General features: G+C 66.8%; 16 protein-coding genes. 9 read left to right on the forward strand and 7 right to left on the reverse strand.

Going from position 1 to position 16,893, the window contains the following annotated elements:
• Position 1: 1 nt before the first annotated feature.
• The 7 genes from KHC23_RS10950 to KHC23_RS10980 all read right to left on the reverse strand — a co-directional run bounded on the left by KHC23_RS10950 (position 2) and on the right by KHC23_RS10980 (position 8,023).
• Positions 2-1,825 (reverse strand): prohead protease/major capsid protein fusion protein, encoded by a 1,824-nt coding sequence (locus KHC23_RS10950; protein WP_213372380.1) that lies wholly within the window; start codon positions 1,823-1,825, stop codon positions 2-4.
• Positions 1,815-3,224, reverse strand: coding sequence for a phage portal protein (locus tag KHC23_RS10955; protein ID WP_246544504.1), 1,410 nt, complete (start codon positions 3,222-3,224; stop codon positions 1,815-1,817). Before KHC23_RS10955 ends, KHC23_RS10950 begins: the two co-directional genes overlap by 11 nt.
• Before the next feature lie 2 nt (positions 3,225-3,226).
• Positions 3,227-3,676: a MerR family transcriptional regulator gene (locus tag KHC23_RS10960; protein WP_213372384.1), complete on the reverse strand. Its 450-nt coding sequence runs from the start codon at positions 3,674-3,676 to the stop codon at positions 3,227-3,229.
• A gap of 67 nt (positions 3,677-3,743) precedes the next feature.
• A complete protein-coding gene (locus KHC23_RS10965; protein ID WP_213372386.1) occupies positions 3,744-5,504 on the reverse strand; it encodes a phage terminase large subunit family protein in 1,761 nt (586 codons plus the stop codon).
• Positions 5,494-5,919 carry a hypothetical protein gene (locus KHC23_RS10970; protein WP_213372388.1) on the reverse strand — a complete coding sequence of 142 codons (426 nt, stop codon included), beginning with the start codon at positions 5,917-5,919 and terminating at the stop codon, positions 5,494-5,496. The genes KHC23_RS10965 and KHC23_RS10970 overlap by 11 nt, the downstream gene beginning before the upstream one ends.
• 140 nt (positions 5,920-6,059) lie before the next feature.
• The gene (locus tag KHC23_RS10975) at positions 6,060-7,457 is read right to left on the reverse strand and encodes a hypothetical protein (RefSeq protein WP_213372390.1); all 1,398 of its coding nucleotides are present in this window, start codon (positions 7,455-7,457) and stop codon (positions 6,060-6,062) included.
• Entirely contained in the window at positions 7,454-8,023 is a 570-nt protein-coding gene (locus tag KHC23_RS10980) for a helix-turn-helix domain-containing protein (RefSeq protein ID WP_213372392.1), read from the reverse strand. The genes KHC23_RS10975 and KHC23_RS10980 overlap by 4 nt, the downstream gene beginning before the upstream one ends.
• Before the next feature lie 661 nt (positions 8,024-8,684).
• On the opposite strand from KHC23_RS10980, the gene KHC23_RS10985 reads away from it, so the two are divergent.
• From KHC23_RS10985 to nuoF, 9 genes are all read left to right on the forward strand, one after another.
• Positions 8,685-9,215 (forward strand): AAA family ATPase, encoded by a 531-nt coding sequence (locus KHC23_RS10985; RefSeq protein WP_213372394.1) that lies wholly within the window; start codon positions 8,685-8,687, stop codon positions 9,213-9,215.
• A 238-nt stretch (positions 9,216-9,453) separates the two neighbouring features.
• Positions 9,454-9,732, forward strand: coding sequence for a hypothetical protein (locus tag KHC23_RS10990; protein ID WP_246544505.1), 279 nt, complete (start codon positions 9,454-9,456; stop codon positions 9,730-9,732).
• A gap of 277 nt (positions 9,733-10,009) precedes the next feature.
• Complete coding sequence (locus KHC23_RS10995; RefSeq protein ID WP_213372398.1) at positions 10,010-11,428, forward strand: alanine/glycine:cation symporter family protein; 1,419 nt, start codon at positions 10,010-10,012, stop codon at positions 11,426-11,428.
• Between the two features lie 438 nt (positions 11,429-11,866).
• Entirely contained in the window at positions 11,867-12,232 is a 366-nt protein-coding gene (locus KHC23_RS11000) for an NADH-quinone oxidoreductase subunit A (protein ID WP_213372400.1), read from the forward strand.
• The gene (locus tag KHC23_RS11005) at positions 12,223-12,801 is read left to right on the forward strand and encodes a NuoB/complex I 20 kDa subunit family protein (RefSeq protein ID WP_213372402.1); all 579 of its coding nucleotides are present in this window, start codon (positions 12,223-12,225) and stop codon (positions 12,799-12,801) included. The genes KHC23_RS11000 and KHC23_RS11005 overlap by 10 nt, the downstream gene beginning before the upstream one ends.
• 29 nt (positions 12,802-12,830) lie before the next feature.
• The gene (locus KHC23_RS11010; RefSeq protein ID WP_213373213.1) at positions 12,831-13,445 is read left to right on the forward strand and encodes an NADH-quinone oxidoreductase subunit C; all 615 of its coding nucleotides are present in this window, start codon (positions 12,831-12,833) and stop codon (positions 13,443-13,445) included.
• A 10-nt stretch (positions 13,446-13,455) separates the two neighbouring features.
• Positions 13,456-14,655, forward strand: a complete 1,200-nt coding sequence (locus KHC23_RS11015) for an NADH-quinone oxidoreductase subunit D (protein WP_213372404.1) — start codon at positions 13,456-13,458, stop codon at positions 14,653-14,655.
• Between the two features lie 36 nt (positions 14,656-14,691).
• Positions 14,692-15,573, forward strand: a complete 882-nt coding sequence (gene nuoE / locus KHC23_RS11020) for an NADH-quinone oxidoreductase subunit NuoE (protein WP_213372406.1) — start codon at positions 14,692-14,694, stop codon at positions 15,571-15,573.
• 10 nt (positions 15,574-15,583) lie between these two features.
• Positions 15,584-16,885: an NADH-quinone oxidoreductase subunit NuoF gene (nuoF, locus tag KHC23_RS11025; RefSeq protein WP_213372408.1), complete on the forward strand. Its 1,302-nt coding sequence runs from the start codon at positions 15,584-15,586 to the stop codon at positions 16,883-16,885.
• The last annotated feature ends 8 nt before the right edge of the window (positions 16,886-16,893 follow it).

Consider the following 16,893-nt stretch of genomic DNA (forward strand, 5'->3'; position numbering starts at 1 on the left):
GTCAGGCCCCCGTGTTCTTCTGCGCGCCGCGGAAGTCGATGACACCCGCGCCGAAATCGAGCCCGGCAGCAACCTTGACCGCGCGGGTATCGAAATCGATCTCCGTGCGGATCTGCGGGCCTTCGGCGCCGCTGACATAGCCATATACGGCGGTCGGTGCGGCCGCCGGGTCGGCGAAGATATACCAAGCGGTGCCCACGATGTTGGCGTCGACCACCAGCTCCATCGTGCCGGCCCAAGGATTGACGTCGCCAGACTTCGCGGCGGTGATCGCTGCCAGCACCTGGCGGGCGGCGAGCTCGCTGTCCGGCCCCGTTACCAGGTAGCGGGGGGCGAGGTTGAGCGGGAGGCCGTCGAGGCTTTTCTGCTTCCGCAGCGCCGCCACCGCCGCCCCGATCGACGAAACATTGATGGCCGCAGCCGAACCGGCGAGGTTGCCGTGCGTGGCGTGGAAGAGTGCGACGCCATCGGACAGGACCGCATTCGCTGCGAGGAGATCATAGACCCGCTTGTTCTCGTCAGCAGCAGCTCGCAGCGCGATCATCGAGGAGAAGTCCGCCAGGGCGCCGAGGTCGTCGTTGAGGAGCGCGCGGCGGCCGATGATGAGGCCCGCGTTCAATTCCTTCGCCCGGACTTTCTCACGGTTCTCGGACAGCGTGCCGAACTTCACCTCGCCGTTTTCGTTCGTCTCCTCGAAGCGCGGGAAATCTCCTACGCGAAGAAAGCTGGTATCTTTGAAGTCGCTGAAAGTTCGCCGAGCCGCCCACAGTCGGTACGTGGGCGCGGCGACCTCGTAGTTCGCGAGCAAGGCCTTGTTCGCCGCGTCGGCGAGGAGCAGGGGGAAGTCGCTGGTTGAATGCGCGCCTACCGCGCGTTCCATGAGGGCTGCCTGATCGCGGAGGTTGATCCGCTCGCCGCGAGCCTGGGCGAGATCGCCAATCATGTCGAGAACCCGGAAACCCCGGAACTCGGCGGCTCGCCCTTCCAGCTTGCAGAGGCTCGGCGCCATCCGGTGCGCCAGCGCGTCGGACATCGCTGCGCGGATGGCGATCGGGTCACCATGGTCATGCACAACCGTGGCGGTGCGGATGGTGCCGGCCGGAGCGGTGCGAGCTCGCATCGCCTCGAAGGCGGCGGCCCGTGCCGCCTCGGCGGTGGCGTTGGCGTCGACTTGGCTGTCGATCCAGCCCTGGTCGAGGCCGGCGACCGCGGCGATCGAGCGGATTTCGAGGTTGATGGAAGCCCGCGTCGCCGTGTCGGCGGGCGGAGGATTCACCACGGCCGGAGCCGGGGCGGGGTTCGGGGTCGGCTCGGTGGGCGTCGTCATGGGGGCTTCCCTAATGGTTGCACGGGGGTCGGCGGGGATTGGCACGAGGGAGACCTCAGCGATCTCCCATCGTGTGGCCGTCACGCGGCGCCCGCCGGCCGCGTCGGTCGTTTCGGTTCGTGCGAGCACGCGGTAGCCTACCGAGACGCCCCGGATGTGCCCGGCCGCGATGTCGGCTGCGATGGGCGCCACGTCGTCGCGGCTCGAGAGGGTCAGGGTTGCCTCGACGGTCGCGCCCTTGGCAGCGATGTCGGTGGCGCTTCCGAGGACATCACCAAGATCAGACCGCCGGTGGGCGTTCAGCAGAGGCACGCTGCCGCCGGGCGGGATGACGATGCCGCGATGGTCCAAGACCTCGACGTAGCGCCCGCGTGCATCGTAGCGCTCCACCTCGGCGCCAGCGGCGACCACGGCTCTCATGCTGCGGGTCTGCGGGTCGAAGGTCGACGGGCCGGCGGGGGCCAGCGGCGCGTATCGGGTCACGAGCTCAATCGACATTGGCGGGAACCTCGATGGTCGGCGCGAGGCCGGCGGTGAACGTGAGGCCAAGGCCCTCGGCGCGGGCCTTGTCGCTGGCGATCTCGGCGTCGAGGGCCTCGATGTCAGTGCCGCGCGCGGCCACCGCCTCGCGGCGCGACATCAGCCCCGCCCCGATCGCGGAAATCTCCGCCTCCACGTCCTTTTTGGGGTCGACCCACTCGCGCTTCGGCGTGATCCATTTGGCCGCCAGATAGGGGGCTGGATCGGTGAAGAAGCCGGGCGCGGAGAGCCGGCCGGCCAGCACTTCGGCGGTGACGAACCGGCGCCAGGTCGGCCGGCACATCTGGAACACCAGAACTCCGTATTGGAGAGCCTCGACACGTCGGCGAAAGTCGACCAAACCCGCGCGGATGCTCGAATAGTTGACCCCGGAAAGGTCGCCGGTCAGTTGCTCGTAGGGAATGCCCAGGCCGGCGGCGATCTCGCGCGCCGTTACCTTCATAAACTCAATCGCCTCTTGACCGATCTCGGCGGGGTCGGAAAAGCTGACATCCTGCCCCGGCGCCAACACCTTCAGCGTGCCCGGCTCGAGCCCGCCTTCCAGCATTCCGGGGCCGGCTTCCTCGCCGTCGAAAGGCACCTCGCCGTCCGTGGAGGTGACGAATCCGGTCAACAACGCGCCGATTTTCTGGCGGGTAAGCTGTGCGTCAGCGGCGCTGTCATAGTCGGCCAATCGGAGAAGGACCGGCGCAAACCAGCTGACGCCGCGGACCTGACCCGCAACCTCGGGGCGGAGAAGGTGAAATGCGTCGTCGGCGCCGACACGCACCGTTTGCAGCGGCGAGGCCAGCGGCATCCCCGGCCGCTCCCTGCGAATGTGGTACGCGGTGCGGCGCCCTGCAGCGTCGAACTCGACCCCTGCTACGATGCGAGCGCCGGCGGCGCTGTAGCTCGTCAGGGAGGCGTCGACCTGCTCGGCGTCCAGCAGCCTCACCCGGAGTGCGCCTCGGCCGTCCAACATGAAGGCGCCGAAGCTCTCTCCGTCGACCACCAGCCGGCGGGCCGCGAGGGCTTGCAGCGCGTAGAAATCCGTGAGCCCGTCGGCATCGGCCTCGTCCGTCCACCTTTCGAAAGCGGCGTTCAGCGCCGCCCTGATCGCGGGATCGGGGTGCGCTGATTGAGGTTTGATGCCGGAGCCCACAAGAGCGCTCGTCCAAGCCTCCGCTCCGGATGCCGCGAGGGCGTTATTTGCGACCAACGCCCGCGCTCGCGTGGCCATCGGCCCGCGCGCTGCCATCTGCGCCGCACGGAGATCGGGCATCCCCCGGAACCCACGCCAGCGACGGCCACCGGCAGCGCCATCATAGGAGCGGCCGAGCAGCCGATTGGCAACGCGGGTGAGGAGGCCGGGCGCCATGTTCATTCCGCCGGGATGGCTGCAGCTGCGGCGGACACTCGCCGCCAGATCGCCGCGAGATCGATCGTCACCATCACCTCGATGCCGCGATCCATATCCGGCTCGGATGCATATGGCGCAAATGGGATCGAGTAACCCTGCCACTCGCCAGGATAGCGCGGATGAAGAGTTACATAGACTTTCGACCAGTCGCGATGCCCCGCCGCCAGCTCGTTGATCGTCGATTCCGCGCGATTGGCGAGCTCGAAGGCACAACCCAAGCTAAGCCCGGCCGTCGTGAGCGCCTTGACGAGCGCGAGGTAGGTCACTTCGCTGACCCGGTACCGAGGGTGTCGAAGCTCGTCCTCGCTCATGCCGAACGTCAGCCGCCCTGAAGCTCGCCATGCGCGCAACGTTTCGGGCGCAACGCTTGCCAGGGCAGCGGCCTGTGATGGCTTCAGAAGTGACGACATAGCGACCTCGAATCGTTACCAACGAAACGATAATACGTTTGTTGAATAACGATTGCAAATCGAGGAGCTATCCGTCCATCCACCGCGAGCGATACACGGTGACGGGCCTCGCCACCGGCGGAGTGCTCGCGCCCTTCACCTCTTCCTCGCGCACGGTCCAGTTCAGGGTGAGGGCGTGCCGAGCGGCATAGGCGTAGACGACGCAATCCAGCGCCTCGGCGCGCCGGCCGGGAATGCGCTCGAAGCGGCGGATCGGCTGGCCCTTGAAGTACCGCACCGTTCTGCGCTCTGAGGTGAGCTGTTCGAACCATGCGGGTTCCAGCGTCTCGCTGAACCGGATCGACCGGCCGCGAGCCAGCCGGTTCGCCAGCGTCGTCTTAATGCCGTCGACACCAACAATCCACAGCCGCCCGCCGCGCACCTTGGTCTTGCTCGCTTGGATGGCAGGGCGGGCGCCAGAGACGCCCTTTCCGGCCATGATGCGCCGAACCGCGCGCGGAAAGCAGAAGGCATAGACCCTTTCGGTCCAATCACCATCGCCCGCGTCCACCACGGCGGCGTCGACCTTCAGGAGACCGCCGGCGGGATGCTTCCACCGGCTCTTGAGGAGCGCGTCGAGTTCAAGCCACGTCGTATCATCGTCGGGGGAGCCCCAGACGATGACGTGTCCGAGCACGAATAGCTCGGTATGGCTCCAGCCGCACAGCGTGACCTCGATCCGATCGTCTTGCACGTCGCATCCAGCGGTGATCGCCAGCACGTCCGCCGGAATAGCCTCCAGCCCGAACGGCTCGGCCCGCGCCTGAAGCGCGGCCTCGTCCACCTCCTCACCGCCGTCCTTCCAGCCCTCGGCAAGGATCGTGTTGACGAAAACCTGAAGCGTCTCCGGGTCATCCTTCGCGGCAAGGAATTCGGCAGCTAGCTTCGACCAGGACGCATTCGGGAGGGGCGACACGAGTGCGTTCAGTCGGAAGCCGGCATGCCCCTGCACCTCCGGCGCCGTGGCGCGCCAGCGGCCGGCTTCCACCATGGCAGGCTTGTCGACTTCCTCGATCACGCAGCCGTTCTCCGGACAGACGGCGTGCGCCTCCGAGGGCTTGCCTTCCGGCCATTGGATATGCCGCCACAGCAGCTCGAACCGATGGCCGCAATGCGGACAGGGCACCTCGAAAACGCGCTTGTCGCTGGCCGCATAGGACCGCAAGACGTTGCTGGTTTCCTCGTGCAGCGGGGTCGACCCGATGATGATTTTGCGGTTCCCAAAGCTGATCGTGCGCTTCTCCGCCAGCAGGATCGGGCTGCCCTCCGGCCCCGGAAGCATGGCGTCGGCTTCGTCGATCAGCAGCACGCGAACATTATGGCGCCGCAAGTTGCGGGGCGATTTCGCTGCCACGATCTTCAGGCTGCCGCCGGCGAACCGGCGCGACAGCAGCGTGTTTCGATCCCCATCGGGCGCCAGCAAGCCGGCAAGCGACGGGCTGGCGTCGAAGAGCGGCTCTATCTGGGAAACCATCGCATCGCGGGCGTCCGCCTCGGTGGGCAGAAGCATCAGCACCGGGGCCGGCTCGTTGGCGACGAACGACGCCAGGCCGCCGGCCATGAGGGTTGAGAGGCCGACGCGCACCGCCTTCACCAGCGTCACGCGTTCAACGGCAGGGTCGCCCATGGCGTCGGCTATTCCGCGCTGAAAGGGGTAGAGCCGGACCGGCCCGGGCAAGGCGGAGACATCGGCCGGAAGCACGACGTGCCGCTCGATCCATTCGGAGAGCGGCAGGCGCGGCGGCGGTCGAAGGGCGGCGCGCGCCCGGCGTTCAAGCTCAAGAAGCATCAGCCGCCCCCTGTAGCGCGTCGCGCACCTCCTCATCGAGGATCGCCCCTTCGGACGGCGAGAGCCTCCCCAGCCTAGCCATGCAGCGCGCCGGCACCGCCAGCATCCGGGCGCGGATGTCGCGGAGAACCTCCGTCCATGCCCGCTCGACCTCGGCGGCAGGCAAAAGCTCGCGCCTCATCTCGGCGTTCTTCAGCGCCAGGTGGTCCGCCTGCTCCCGCGCTTGGCGCGCCCTTTCGCTGGTGAGGCCTGCCTGCGCATCGCCGGCGCGGCCGGCTGCCTGCTCGCGGAGGTGCGCGCAATAGCTCGCCACCGATCCCGCGGCGTCATACCGGCCCCTGCCGGCCCGCAGGACAACGCCACGGCCCGCCAGTTCCCGCACCGTTCGCGGAGCAATTCCGAGCAGCGCGCCCATCTCGTCCGCTGTCAGCGGCGCCCCGAACGGCGGCGGAGCCCCCTTTGCGGCCCGTTTCGAGAGCGATATTCCGGGGCGCGGCGTCCCCGCCCTCTGTGGCCCCGGGAAGGACCCTGCCGCCGTGGTGTTGCCCTTCGGCATCACTCTGCCCCCTCGGTGCTGGTGACGGTCGGGCTCGCGCCCTCGCCGGTGACCGGAGCCGCAGGCGGGAACACGGACCGAGGCGGCTGCTTTGCCCGGCGAGCGTCGCTGTCTGCCTGCTTGAGAATCAGGGCGATGCTATTAAGAAACCCGTTTGTTTCAAATCTCTCGAGGGCCGAGCCTGGGTCGTAGCGATCAGTGATAGGCGAGCCCTTGTAGCTCCACATGCCGCCGAGCACGGCGACGGTCGCCAATTCCATCGCGTCCAACGCGACAGCGAACGTTCGGTCAGAAACCTCATCCGGGATCGGCGGTCGCCCGCTGCGGACTAGATGCTTGTTGATGATCTCGCGGGCGGCGACGGTTTTTGACTTGTACGGCACCTTCGTCCGCGGCGGGAACGCCGCTTTGGTCCTGCTGTCGGTCACTTGTGCTCCCTCCGGTGGGCGATGATCTCGGTCGGTTCTGGCGGCGCGGCGCCGGGAGGCGCCTCCGTCGCGCGGTATGACCTTGGTGACGGTGGCAGCGATCGAAGCAGGGGCGGCCACTTGTGGTTTGCAGGTGCCGTTCGCGACGCGAAGCGAAGCTCCGCTTACTTTCTTGCTCAAAAGGGACGTGCAAACCGGCGCCTTAACCTCGGCTTTTGGCTCGTGGAGGGCGGCTTCAGCCGCCACCTCAGCAGCGCGTTTTCGCCTCTTGTAAAAGGCGGCTCTCGAGATGCCGAGCCGCCGGCATTCGGCCGCGACCGATCCAGCCTCATACTCGGCCCTGGGCTTGACCTCGCCGGCGGCGCGGGCTTCTGCCCGCCGCGCTTTGGAACGGGCTGCTTGGCGTTCCTTGCTCAGGCGGGCGCGCTCTCCGGCGTCGGCATCGATGGCGCCAATGGTCGTAACGTCGGCAGCCAGCCTCTCGGACATCCGAAGACGCAGCATTCGCGCCGCGGTATCCGCACGGAAAAACTTGGGTTCGGCGATTGCCGCCTCGATCGCCAAGGTAATCTCGTATCGAGGGAGGCCCGGCAGCCAGCGGCTGCACCAGGTCGCGACACCAGCGATTACCAGCCCGACGGGATCCGGCCGACCGGCTGCTCGTTGAAGCTCGCGGGGGAGCAAGCAATGCAGGACGACGTCGAAGTAGGATTCCGCATCGTCAGTGTCGACGGGCCCGCCATGCCGCAACATGATGATCCGTTCGACTTCGTGCAGCCGGCGGGAGGCGAGTACGAAGCCGCCGCCGCGGCTGGCCTTGCGGCGATACCCGAGCTGGGCCCCGCCGACTGTCAGCCGTTTGGCGTCGTCCGGCACGACGCGCGCGGCTGCCGCGACAGTCGCGGCATCGTGGAGCCGGGAATCGATCACGGCGGCGGGAAGGTGATGTTCTCGAGAGGCGGCGATCATTCTTCGCCCCCCAGTAGCCAGCACGTCGCGGCAGTCCCCGACCAAGTGCCAGCCTTGATCGGCGTCGGCTCGAACCGCAGTTCCCGCATGATGGCGAGGCCCTGCGCCTCGTCGGCGGCGTTCTGCCGTTGCCTCAGGTATCGGCCACGGGGCCACCAGCGGCCGTCCGGCGCGACCAGGACAACGAGGTATCGATCCTCGGCGCCGAAGTCGGTGCCATCATAGTGGTGGATCGCCACATGGCCACGATCGGGCGGTTGGTCAGCGCTGGAACCGGGAGCCTCGTCTTCGCTCACGTGGTCGAAGAGGAGCGTGTAGATGGTGGCGTGCTTGCCGGTGCCGCGGAACTTTCGCCCGAGCCATCCGGCCGCCTCAAGGGCGGCAATAGCCCCCTCTGCCGCCTTGGGCTCCAAGGCCACGGCGTTGGCGATGACGTCGAGCGAGGGGTTCGCCCAGCCGCCTTCACGCCACAGCGCGAGCCGCACTGCAACGATCTTCGTCTCTGCGGAGAGGTCAGGTGCAGCGACGACAGAGACGATCCATTGGGAGTATTTCCGGTGGGTCATGCCGCACCTCCCGGGATGGCGCGGGACGCGGCCTTGATCGTGCCGAAGCGGCCGAGGTCGGCGCCGTCGAGACCGAGAGCGGCGAATCTGCGCTCGGAGAGCTGTACGACGGAGCCGATGCGGTGGCGGCCGTCATACACGCCAATAAGCGGAGCTTGCGAAAAGTCGTTAGTTCGATTAGTTTCTCTACGCTTCTCCTGCCCAATGTTCTTCGCATCGACCCCGCGCGCCGAGCCACCGGCCGCGGGGTTTCGCGTTCTTGGTCTGCGATTCGGTGGGCGAGGGGGCGTTCCAACTACGTTGCCGTCTTCAACGCTTTGCGGCGCCTCCCGAGTTGGAGCACCCGTTGCAGATGCTGAGGTTCCAGTGGGCCTGTCACGCCGGAGGTCGCGGGTTCGAGCCCCGTCACTCCCGCCATCCAGTTCAGCGGATCGGCCACGTTTCCCAGGGTTTCGTCCGCCACGTAACGGGCTGGATGTCCGTGGGCTACCGACTTGCTCTTTTTCGGCGCGTTGCCCGACTCTCCCCCTCTTCGCGCGTTTCGGGCCGGCCATTCCTGATCTGTCGCTGTCGCCCGCCTGCCGGGCCGGGCAGGATGCGAGGGAACTCCGCTCACTGTGCGCGCGTCCACCACGATGGATGATCCCGCAGAGGGAGTGCGATGAACCAGCTTGTGGTGATCTCCGGCTGCTCCGGCGGCGGCAAGTCCGCCTTGCTGGAGGAACTGCGCGTCCGTGGCCATGCGGTGGTGGATGAGCCGGGGCGCCGGGTCGTGAGGGAGCAACTGGCGGAAGGCGGTGTCGCCTTGCCCTGGGTCGACATGATCGCCTTCGCCAGCCGGGCGCAGGATCTGGCCAGAAAGGACTATCTGGCTGCGGTGCGGGTACCCGGGCGGGTGTTCTTCGACCGCGGATTGATCGATGCCGCCGCAGCGCTGGAGCATTTTGCGCAGCGACCGGCGCTTCGGACGTGCGCCGATAGCTGCCGCTACCATCCGCTTGTGTTCATGGTGCCGCCCTGGCGCGAGATTTTTGCCGGCGATCCCGAGCGCAGACATGGGTACTTCGACGCCGTGGCCGAATTCGACCGCCTGATGGCGGCCTATCGCACGCTCGGCTACCGGATTCGTTTGCTTCCCAAGCTTGGCGTTCAGGCGAGAGCGGATATCGTTCTGTCCGAACTGGCGTCCTGACGCCCTAACCTGACGTGGGCGGGGTTGGCATGCCGCCGCGAGGCCAGGGGGCGCTTCTCCGGCGGGGGTGCCGCAGCATCGCCATCCGGCATGTTGCGCGGCGGCCACGCCTGAGGGCGGAGCGGTCCCTGGACCTCATGGCCTCTGGCGAGCCGGCCGGTTTCGGGTTTCTACGGCTTTTGCGCGGGCGCACGGCCTGCTAGAAATCCCCCTTGCTCGGGCAGGGAGAGGGCGTGTGATGAAAACAGTTCCGTTTGCCGGCGTTCTGGCGTGTGTCCTGCTGCTGGCCGCGCCGGCAACGCCGGGGCTCGCGCAAGATGGGCTGAATCCGCCGCCCGGCGCGCCATCCCAGCCATCTCCCGGTCCCTTTGTCGACAGCCTCGGGCCGGACGCGCCGCAGCCGCAGACCGGTGAACTGGTGCCGCTGCCCGGGCCGCCGCCGGAAGGCAAGGACGCGCAGATCAAGCTTCCCGACTGCGCTCCGCCCAATTGCGGCACGCCGCAGATCATGGAATAGCGCCGGCCCGTCCCCATCGTCGCGCCAGCGTCGCCGCCTGTCGCTCGCGCCAAGCGTCCCCCCAGCGCATGTCCGCCGCGCGGCGTCGGCCGGCGTATCGATTCCCCGATCGCTTGGCATCCGGTATTCCGGGCGCTTTGGCATAGCCCTGGTCACCTCCGGCCGGGTACCGCCGTGCTCTGGAACGGAAAATGCCTGTGTGACATCTGAATGACCCGTCGTGTCGCGTGGTATCCGCGCTCTATGATCGGGCGTGAGGATTCAACGCGGGGCGGCCATGGACACGATCATCGATTTTCTGAACACGGTCTTCTGGGGCTATGTGCTGATCTATGGCCTGCTGGCGGTGGGAATCTATTTCACCGTCCGGCTGAAGTTCCTTCAGATCGTCCATTTCCCCGAGATGATCCGCTCGATCCTGGGCGCGAGCGAGGCCGACCGCGCCGGTATCACGCCCTTCCAGGCGCTCTGCACCAGCCTGGCCTCGCGCGTTGGCACCGGCAACATCGCCGGCGTGGCGGTGGCGCTCTATCTCGGCGGGCCGGGAGCCATTTTCTGGATGTGGGTGGTGGCCGCGCTCGGCATGGCCACCGCCTATGCCGAAAGCACCCTGGCCCAACTCTACAAGATCAAGGACGAAGACGGCCATTATCGCGGCGGCCCGGCCTTCTACATGGCGAAGGGCCTCAAGGCCCCCTGGGCCGGCTCGGTATTCTCGGTCTGCCTGATCCTCTCTTTCGGCCTCGTCTTCAACGCGGTGCAGGCCAATTCCATCGCCGACGCCATGGAAGGTGCTTTCGGCATCCCCAAGCTGGGCAGCGGGCTGGTGCTCGCCATCATGACCGGGGTGATCATCTTCGGTGGCATCGCCACCATCGCCCGTGTCGCCGAAATCGTGGTTCCGTTCATGGCGGTCGGCTATCTCGGCATGGCTCTGTTCGCGGTGGCGATGAATATCGGCGAGGTCCCCGGCCTGTTCTCGCTGATCATCGCCAGCGCCTTCGGCTTCGCACCGGCCGCCGGCGGCGTCGCCGGCTCGGTCGCCGCGGCGATGCTCAACGGGGTGAAACGCGGCCTGTTCTCCAACGAGGCCGGCATGGGGTCCGCGCCGAACATCGCCGCCGTCGCCACGCCCGATCCGCATCATCCGGCGAGCCAGGGATTCGTGCAGGCGCTGGGTGTATTCATCGACACCATCCTCATCTGCACCGCAACGGCGTTGCTCATCCTGCTCTCGGGCTTGCTGGAGCCCGGCTCGGGCCTCACCGGCACGCAGCTCACGCAGGCGGCGATGAACCACCACATCGGCTGGATCGGCCCCTATTTCATCGCTGTGGCGATCTTCTTTTTCGCCTTCACCTCCATCATCGGCAACTACTCCTATGCCGAGGGGGCGCTGGTCTATCTCGGTGTCGGAGGACATACAGGGCGGGCGGTGCTCCGTGTGGGCGTGCTCGCCATGGTGATCTGGGGGGCCCACGAATCGGTGGCGACGGTGTTCAATGCGGCCGATGCCTCGATGGGGCTGATGGCGACGGTGAACCTGATCGCAATCGTCCTGCTCTCGGGCCTGGTCGCGCGGTTGACGCGCGACTATCTGGAGCAGCGCCGCGCCGGCAAGAAGCCGGTCTTCACCGCCGCCACCATGCCGGAGCTTGCCGGCCAGATCGACGCCGAAATCTGGTGCCGGCGCTGACGGCACCCGCGCGCCAGGGCCGGGGACGCAGTGTCCCACGCCCTGTGGCGCGGCCGCAGTGCAGGCCGAAACCAAGCCGCCGCCGGGAGCGCTCCCGCCGGCGGCGGATCACACCGCAAACGGGCTCCCCGAACCCGCTACCACGCGCGTGTCCGCCGGGCGGGGACCGACACGATCGACGTGGGGCAGGGCGCCGGTCGTCAAACAGGCGTGAAATCGCATTGTCTGGCGTCAATTTACGCGTCTTGGCGGCACAGTGCCCCAGCGGGTGCAACCCTCGCCCGCAAGCTGTGAATTCTGTATACCAGACCTGCGCGATTGGCGGCGGATGCCCTTGCCTCAGTCAGGGTGGTGCGATAAGCCTGCCGCGTGCTTTGAATATTTCGCAACTGCGATCGCACGCCCGATGACCTGTCCTGGCGAGGGAGGAGACCATCCATGAGCAGCCTGCTTCAGGATTATCTGCCCGTCGTGATCTTTATCGGTGTTTCGGCGGTCATCGGCATTGCGCTTCTGGTCGCGCCATTTCTGGTGGCCTTCAGCCGACCCGATCCGGAGAAGATGTCGGCCTACGAATGTGGCTTCAATGCGTTCGACGATGCGCGCATGAAGTTCGATGTCCGCTTCTATCTGGTTGCCATCCTGTTCATCATTTTCGACCTTGAGGTCGCGTTTCTGTTTCCTTGGGCGATTACGTTCGGGGAACTGGGCAATTTCGGCTTCTGGTCGATGATGGTGTTCCTCGGCGTGCTGACCGTCGGTTTCGTTTATGAGTGGAAGAAGGGAGCGCTCGAATGGGATTGAGCGCGAATAGCCCTCTCGTCGCCCCGGCGGCCAAGGGCATTATCGACCCCAATACCGGCCGTCCGGTAGGCGCGACCGATCCGTTCTTCGTCGAGGTGAATGCGGAGCTTGCCGACAAGGGCTTCCTGGTCACCGCGACGGACGACCTGATCAACTGGGCCCGTACCGGCTCGCTGATGTGGATGACCTTCGGCCTCGCCTGCTGCGCGGTCGAGATGATGCAGACGTCGATGCCGCGCTACGATGTCGAGCGGTTCGGCTTCGCGCCCCGCGCGTCGCCGCGCCAGTCGGACGTGATGATCGTTGCCGGCACGCTGACCAACAAGATGGCGCCCGCGCTTCGCAAGGTCTACGACCAGATGCCGGAGCCACGTTACGTCATCTCGATGGGCTCCTGCGCCAATGGCGGCGGCTACTACCACTATTCCTATTCGGTCGTGCGCGGCTGCGACCGCATCGTGCCGGTGGACATCTACATCCCCGGCTGCCCGCCGACCGCGGAAGCCCTGCTGTACGGCGTGCTGCTGCTGCAGAAGAAGATCCGCCGCACCGGAACGATCGAGCGCTGAGGGTTCGAGGCGACATGGTTCAAAGCGATATGGACGATACGCTCAAAGAGCTGGGCGCGCATGTGAAGGAAGCCCTTCCCGACGCGGTCGCGGAGGTCATCGTGGCCTATGGCGAGCTGACGCTGGTGGCGTCGGCGAGCGAGGTCGTCAAGCTGCTGACCTTCCTGCGCGACGACCCGTCCTGCCGCTTCGTGAGCTTCATCGACATTTGCGGTGTCGACTGGCCCCGGCGCGAGAAGCGCTTCGACGTCGTCTACCACCTGCTGTCGCCGACGCTGAACGCCCGCGTCCGGGTGCGCGTGGAGACCGACGAGACGACGCCGGTGGCGTCCGCCACGGGCGTGTTCGCGGGTGCCTTGTGGTTCGAGCGCGAGGCGTTCGACATGTACGGTATCCTGTTCTCCGGCCATCCGGAGCTGCGCCGGCTCCTCACCGACTACGGCTTCGACGGCTATCCGCTGCGCAAGGACTTCCCGACCACCGGCTTCGTCGAGGTGCGTTATGACGACGAGCGCAAGCGCGTGGTCTACGAGCCGGTGAAGCTCGCCCAGGAGTTCCGTAACTTCGACTTCCTGTCGCCGTGGGAGGGGCCGGAATACGTGCTCCCGGGCGACGAGAAGGCAACCGCCCCGAAGGCGGGCTGAGGTACGAGCGATGAACGCACCCGGCAAGATCGACCCCGCCGTTCGCAACTTCCAGATCAATTTCGGCCCGCAGCACCCGGCGGCGCATGGCGTGCTGCGCCTCATCCTTGAACTCGACGGCGAAATCGTCGAGCGCGTCGACCCGCATATCGGCTTGCTCCACCGCGGCACCGAGAAGCTGATCGAGGCCAAGACCTATCTGCAGGCCGTGCCCTATTTTGACCGGCTCGACTATGTCGCGCCGATGAACCAGGAGCACGCCTTCTGCCTTGCTGTGGAGCGGCTGCTCGACATCGAGGTGCCGCGGCGCGGCCAGTTGATCCGCGTGCTCTATTCCGAGATCGGGCGCATCCTCTCCCACATGCTGAACGTGACCACGCAGGCGCTCGACGTCGGCGCGCTCACCCCGCCGCTGTGGGGCTTCGAGGAGCGCGAGAAGCTGATGGTGTTCTATGAGCGCGCCTCCGGCTCGCGCATGCACGCCGCCTATTTCCGGCCCGGCGGTGTCCACCAGGACTTGCCGCGCCAACTGGTCGAGGACATTCTCGCCTGGACGCGGACCTTCCCCGCGTTCATGGACGATCTCGAAGGCCTGCTCACCGACAACCGCATCTTCAAGCAGCGCAATGTCGACATCGGCATCGTCTCGCTCGAGGACGCCTTCGCCTGGGGTTTCTCCGGCGTCATGGTGCGCGGTTCGGGGGCGGCGTGGGACCTGCGCCGGTCGCAGCCCTACGAGTGCTATGACGAGATGGAATTCGATATTCCGATCGGCAAGAACTGCGACAATTACGACCGTTACTGCATCCGCATGGAAGAGATGCGGCAGTCGGCCGAGATCATGCGCCAGTGCTGCGAGCGCCTGCTGCGCGAGCCCGGTCCGGTTTCGGCGGTCGACAACAAGATCGTGCCGCCCAAGCGGGGTGAGATGAAGCGCTCGATGGAAGCGCTGATCCACCATTTCAAGCTCTACACGGAAGGCTTCCACGTTCCGGCCGGCGAAGTCTATGCCGCGGTGGAGGCCCCCAAGGGCGAGTTCGGCGTCTATCTCGTCGCCGACGGCACCAACAAGCCCTATCGCTGCAAGATCCGCGCGCCCGGTTTCGCGCATCTCCAGGCGATGGATTTCCTGTGCCGCGGCTACATGCTCGCGGACATTTCGGCGATCCTCGGGTCGCTGGATATCGTGTTCGGTGAAGTGGACCGCTGATCCCCAGGGGACGCGGTTCGATCGGAAGGGTACGGCATGTCTGTCCGTAGGCTTGCGCCAAGAGAGGTCCAGCCCGAGAGCTTCGCTTTCACGGCTGAGAACCTCGCATGGGCCGAGAAGACCATCGCGAAATTTCCGCCCGGCCGGCAGGCCAGCGCGGTGATTCCGCTGCTCATGCGGGCGCAGGAGCAGGCCGGCGGCTGGCTGTCGGAGCCGGCGATGCGCCTTGTCGGCGACATGCTGGGCATGGCGCCGATCCGCGTCTATGAGGTCGCCACCTTCTACACCCAGTTCCAGCTCCAGCCGGTCGGCAAGCGGGCGCACATCCAGGTGTGCGGCACCACGCCCTGCATGCTGCGCGGCGCCGGTGACCTGATGAAGGTGTGCAAGAGCCGCATCCACGAGGAGCCGTTCCACCTCTCGGCGAGCGGCGATCTCTCGTGGGAGGAGGTCGAATGCGCCGGCACCTGCGTGAACGCGCCGATGATCCAGGTGTGGAAGGACGTGTATGAAGACCTGACGCCGGAGGATCTGGAGAAGATCCTCGATGCCTTCGAGCGCGGCGAGCACCCGGTTCCCGGCCCGCAGAATGGCCGCCACACCTCCGCCCCCGTCACCGGGCTGCGGGTGCTGACGGCGCCGGAACTGTTCGATGGCTCGACGGTCGGGCAGGGCGCGGGCCTCGCGCTTGCCCGTGAGGCGATCGCCGCCAAGGCCAATGGCGATGCCGCCCCATCCGCCGCGCCGCCGGCCGCCGCCGCCGCGGCACCGCCCGCTCCGCCGAAAAGCGACCCGGCACCGGCCGCGCCGCCGCCGGCCAAGGCGGTCGAGGCCGCCGGCGAGGCCGACAAGGAGAAGCCGAAGAAGCCCGTCGCCCCGCCGCCCGGCGGCAAGGCGGCGGACCCTAAGGCGGAATGAGGAGCGAACCATGCTTGCCGACAAGGATCGCATCTTCACCAATATCTACGGCCACCATGATTGGGGCCTGCAGGGCGCGCTGAAGCGCGGCTCGTGGGACGGCACCAAGCTGTTCCTCGATGCCGGACGCGACTTCATCATCGAGCATATGAAGGCCTCGGGCCTGCGCGGGCGCGGCGGCGCCGGCTTCCCGACCGGCCTGAAATGGTCGTTCATGCCCAAGAACAATGACGGGCGCCCGCATTATCTGGTCGTCAACGCCGACGAATCCGAGCCGGGCACCTGCAAGGACCGCGAGATCCTGCGCCACGATCCGCACCATCTGGTCGAGGGCTGCCTGATCGCCGGCTTCGCCATGGGCGCCCACACCGCCTACATCTATGTGCGCGGCGAGTTCATCCAGGAGCGCGAGCACCTGCAGGCGGCGGTCGATCAGGCCTATGAGGCCCGGCTGATCGGCAAGAACAACGTGCATGGCTGGGACATGGACATCTATGTCCACCATGGCGCCGGCGCCTATATCTGCGGCGAGGAGACCGCGCTGCTGGAAAGCCTGGAGGGCAAGAAGGGCCAGCCGCGGCTGAAGCCGCCTTTCCCGGCCAATGTCGGCCTCTATGGCTGCCCGACGACGGTGAACAACGTCGAATCCATCGCCGTGGCGCCCACCATCCTGCGGCGCGGCGCGTCGTGGTTCTCGTCCATCGGCCGGCCCAACAATGTCGGCACCAAGCTCTATGGCATCTCCGGCCATGTGAACACGCCCTGCGTCGTCGAAGAGGCGATGAGCATCCCGTTCAAGGAATTGATCGAGAAGCATGGCGGCGGCATTCGCGGCGGCTGGGACAATCTCCTCGCCATCATCCCCGGCGGCGCCTCCTGCCCGATCATCCCGGCCGACCAGTGCGAAGACCTGATCATGGACTTCGACGGCTGCCGGGCGGTGAAGTCGAGCTTCGGCACCGCCGGCGTGCTGGTGATGGACAAGTCCACCGACGTGGTGAGGGCCATCGCCCGCATCTCCTATTTCTTCCGGCACGAGAGCTGCGGCCAGTGCACGCCCTGCCGCGAGGGCACGGGCTGGATGTGGCGCGTGCTCGACCGCATGGTCGAGGGCCGCGCCCAGAAACGCGAGATCGACCTGCTGCTGCAGGTCACGACGCAGGTCGAGGGCCACACCATCTGTGCGCTCGGCGATGCCGCGGCGTGGCCGGTGCAGGGGCTGATCCGGCATTTCCGTCCCGAGATCGAAAAGCGGATCGACCAGTATTCGGCGAACCCGCATTCCGACCCGGTGCCGGTGGCGGCGGAGTAAGAGAGCAT

It is taken from the genome of Ancylobacter dichloromethanicus (genome assembly GCF_018390645.1).
GTDB classification, from domain to species: domain Bacteria; phylum Pseudomonadota; class Alphaproteobacteria; order Rhizobiales; family Xanthobacteraceae; genus Ancylobacter; species Ancylobacter dichloromethanicus.

What these genes read in the sequence shown, in the direction of transcription:
- KHC23_RS10950 (WP_213372380.1), bottom strand. Translation starts at nt 1,825, where the DNA reads ATGTCGATTGAGCTCGTGACCCGATACGCGCCGCTGGCCCCCGCCGGC.
- KHC23_RS10955 (WP_246544504.1), bottom strand. Translation starts at nt 3,224, where the DNA reads ATGGCGCCCGGCCTCCTCACCCGCGTTGCCAATCGGCTGCTCGGCCGC.
- KHC23_RS10960 (WP_213372384.1), bottom strand. Translation starts at nt 3,676, where the DNA reads ATGTCGTCACTTCTGAAGCCATCACAGGCCGCTGCCCTGGCAAGCGTT.
- KHC23_RS10965 (WP_213372386.1), bottom strand. Translation starts at nt 5,504, where the DNA reads ATGCTTCTTGAGCTTGAACGCCGGGCGCGCGCCGCCCTTCGACCGCCG.
- KHC23_RS10970 (WP_213372388.1), bottom strand. Translation starts at nt 5,919, where the DNA reads ATGGGCGCGCTGCTCGGAATTGCTCCGCGAACGGTGCGGGAACTGGCG.
- KHC23_RS10975 (WP_213372390.1), bottom strand. Translation starts at nt 7,457, where the DNA reads ATGATCGCCGCCTCTCGAGAACATCACCTTCCCGCCGCCGTGATCGAT.
- KHC23_RS10980 (WP_213372392.1), bottom strand. Translation starts at nt 8,023, where the DNA reads ATGACCCACCGGAAATACTCCCAATGGATCGTCTCTGTCGTCGCTGCA.
- KHC23_RS10985 (WP_213372394.1), top strand. Translation starts at nt 8,685, where the DNA reads ATGAACCAGCTTGTGGTGATCTCCGGCTGCTCCGGCGGCGGCAAGTCC.
- KHC23_RS10990 (WP_246544505.1), top strand. Translation starts at nt 9,454, where the DNA reads ATGAAAACAGTTCCGTTTGCCGGCGTTCTGGCGTGTGTCCTGCTGCTG.
- KHC23_RS10995 (WP_213372398.1), top strand. Translation starts at nt 10,010, where the DNA reads ATGGACACGATCATCGATTTTCTGAACACGGTCTTCTGGGGCTATGTG.
- KHC23_RS11000 (WP_213372400.1), top strand. Translation starts at nt 11,867, where the DNA reads ATGAGCAGCCTGCTTCAGGATTATCTGCCCGTCGTGATCTTTATCGGT.
- KHC23_RS11005 (WP_213372402.1), top strand. Translation starts at nt 12,223, where the DNA reads ATGGGATTGAGCGCGAATAGCCCTCTCGTCGCCCCGGCGGCCAAGGGC.
- KHC23_RS11010 (WP_213373213.1), top strand. Translation starts at nt 12,831, where the DNA reads ATGGACGATACGCTCAAAGAGCTGGGCGCGCATGTGAAGGAAGCCCTT.
- KHC23_RS11015 (WP_213372404.1), top strand. Translation starts at nt 13,456, where the DNA reads ATGAACGCACCCGGCAAGATCGACCCCGCCGTTCGCAACTTCCAGATC.
- nuoE (WP_213372406.1), top strand. Translation starts at nt 14,692, where the DNA reads ATGTCTGTCCGTAGGCTTGCGCCAAGAGAGGTCCAGCCCGAGAGCTTC.
- nuoF (WP_213372408.1), top strand. Translation starts at nt 15,584, where the DNA reads ATGCTTGCCGACAAGGATCGCATCTTCACCAATATCTACGGCCACCAT.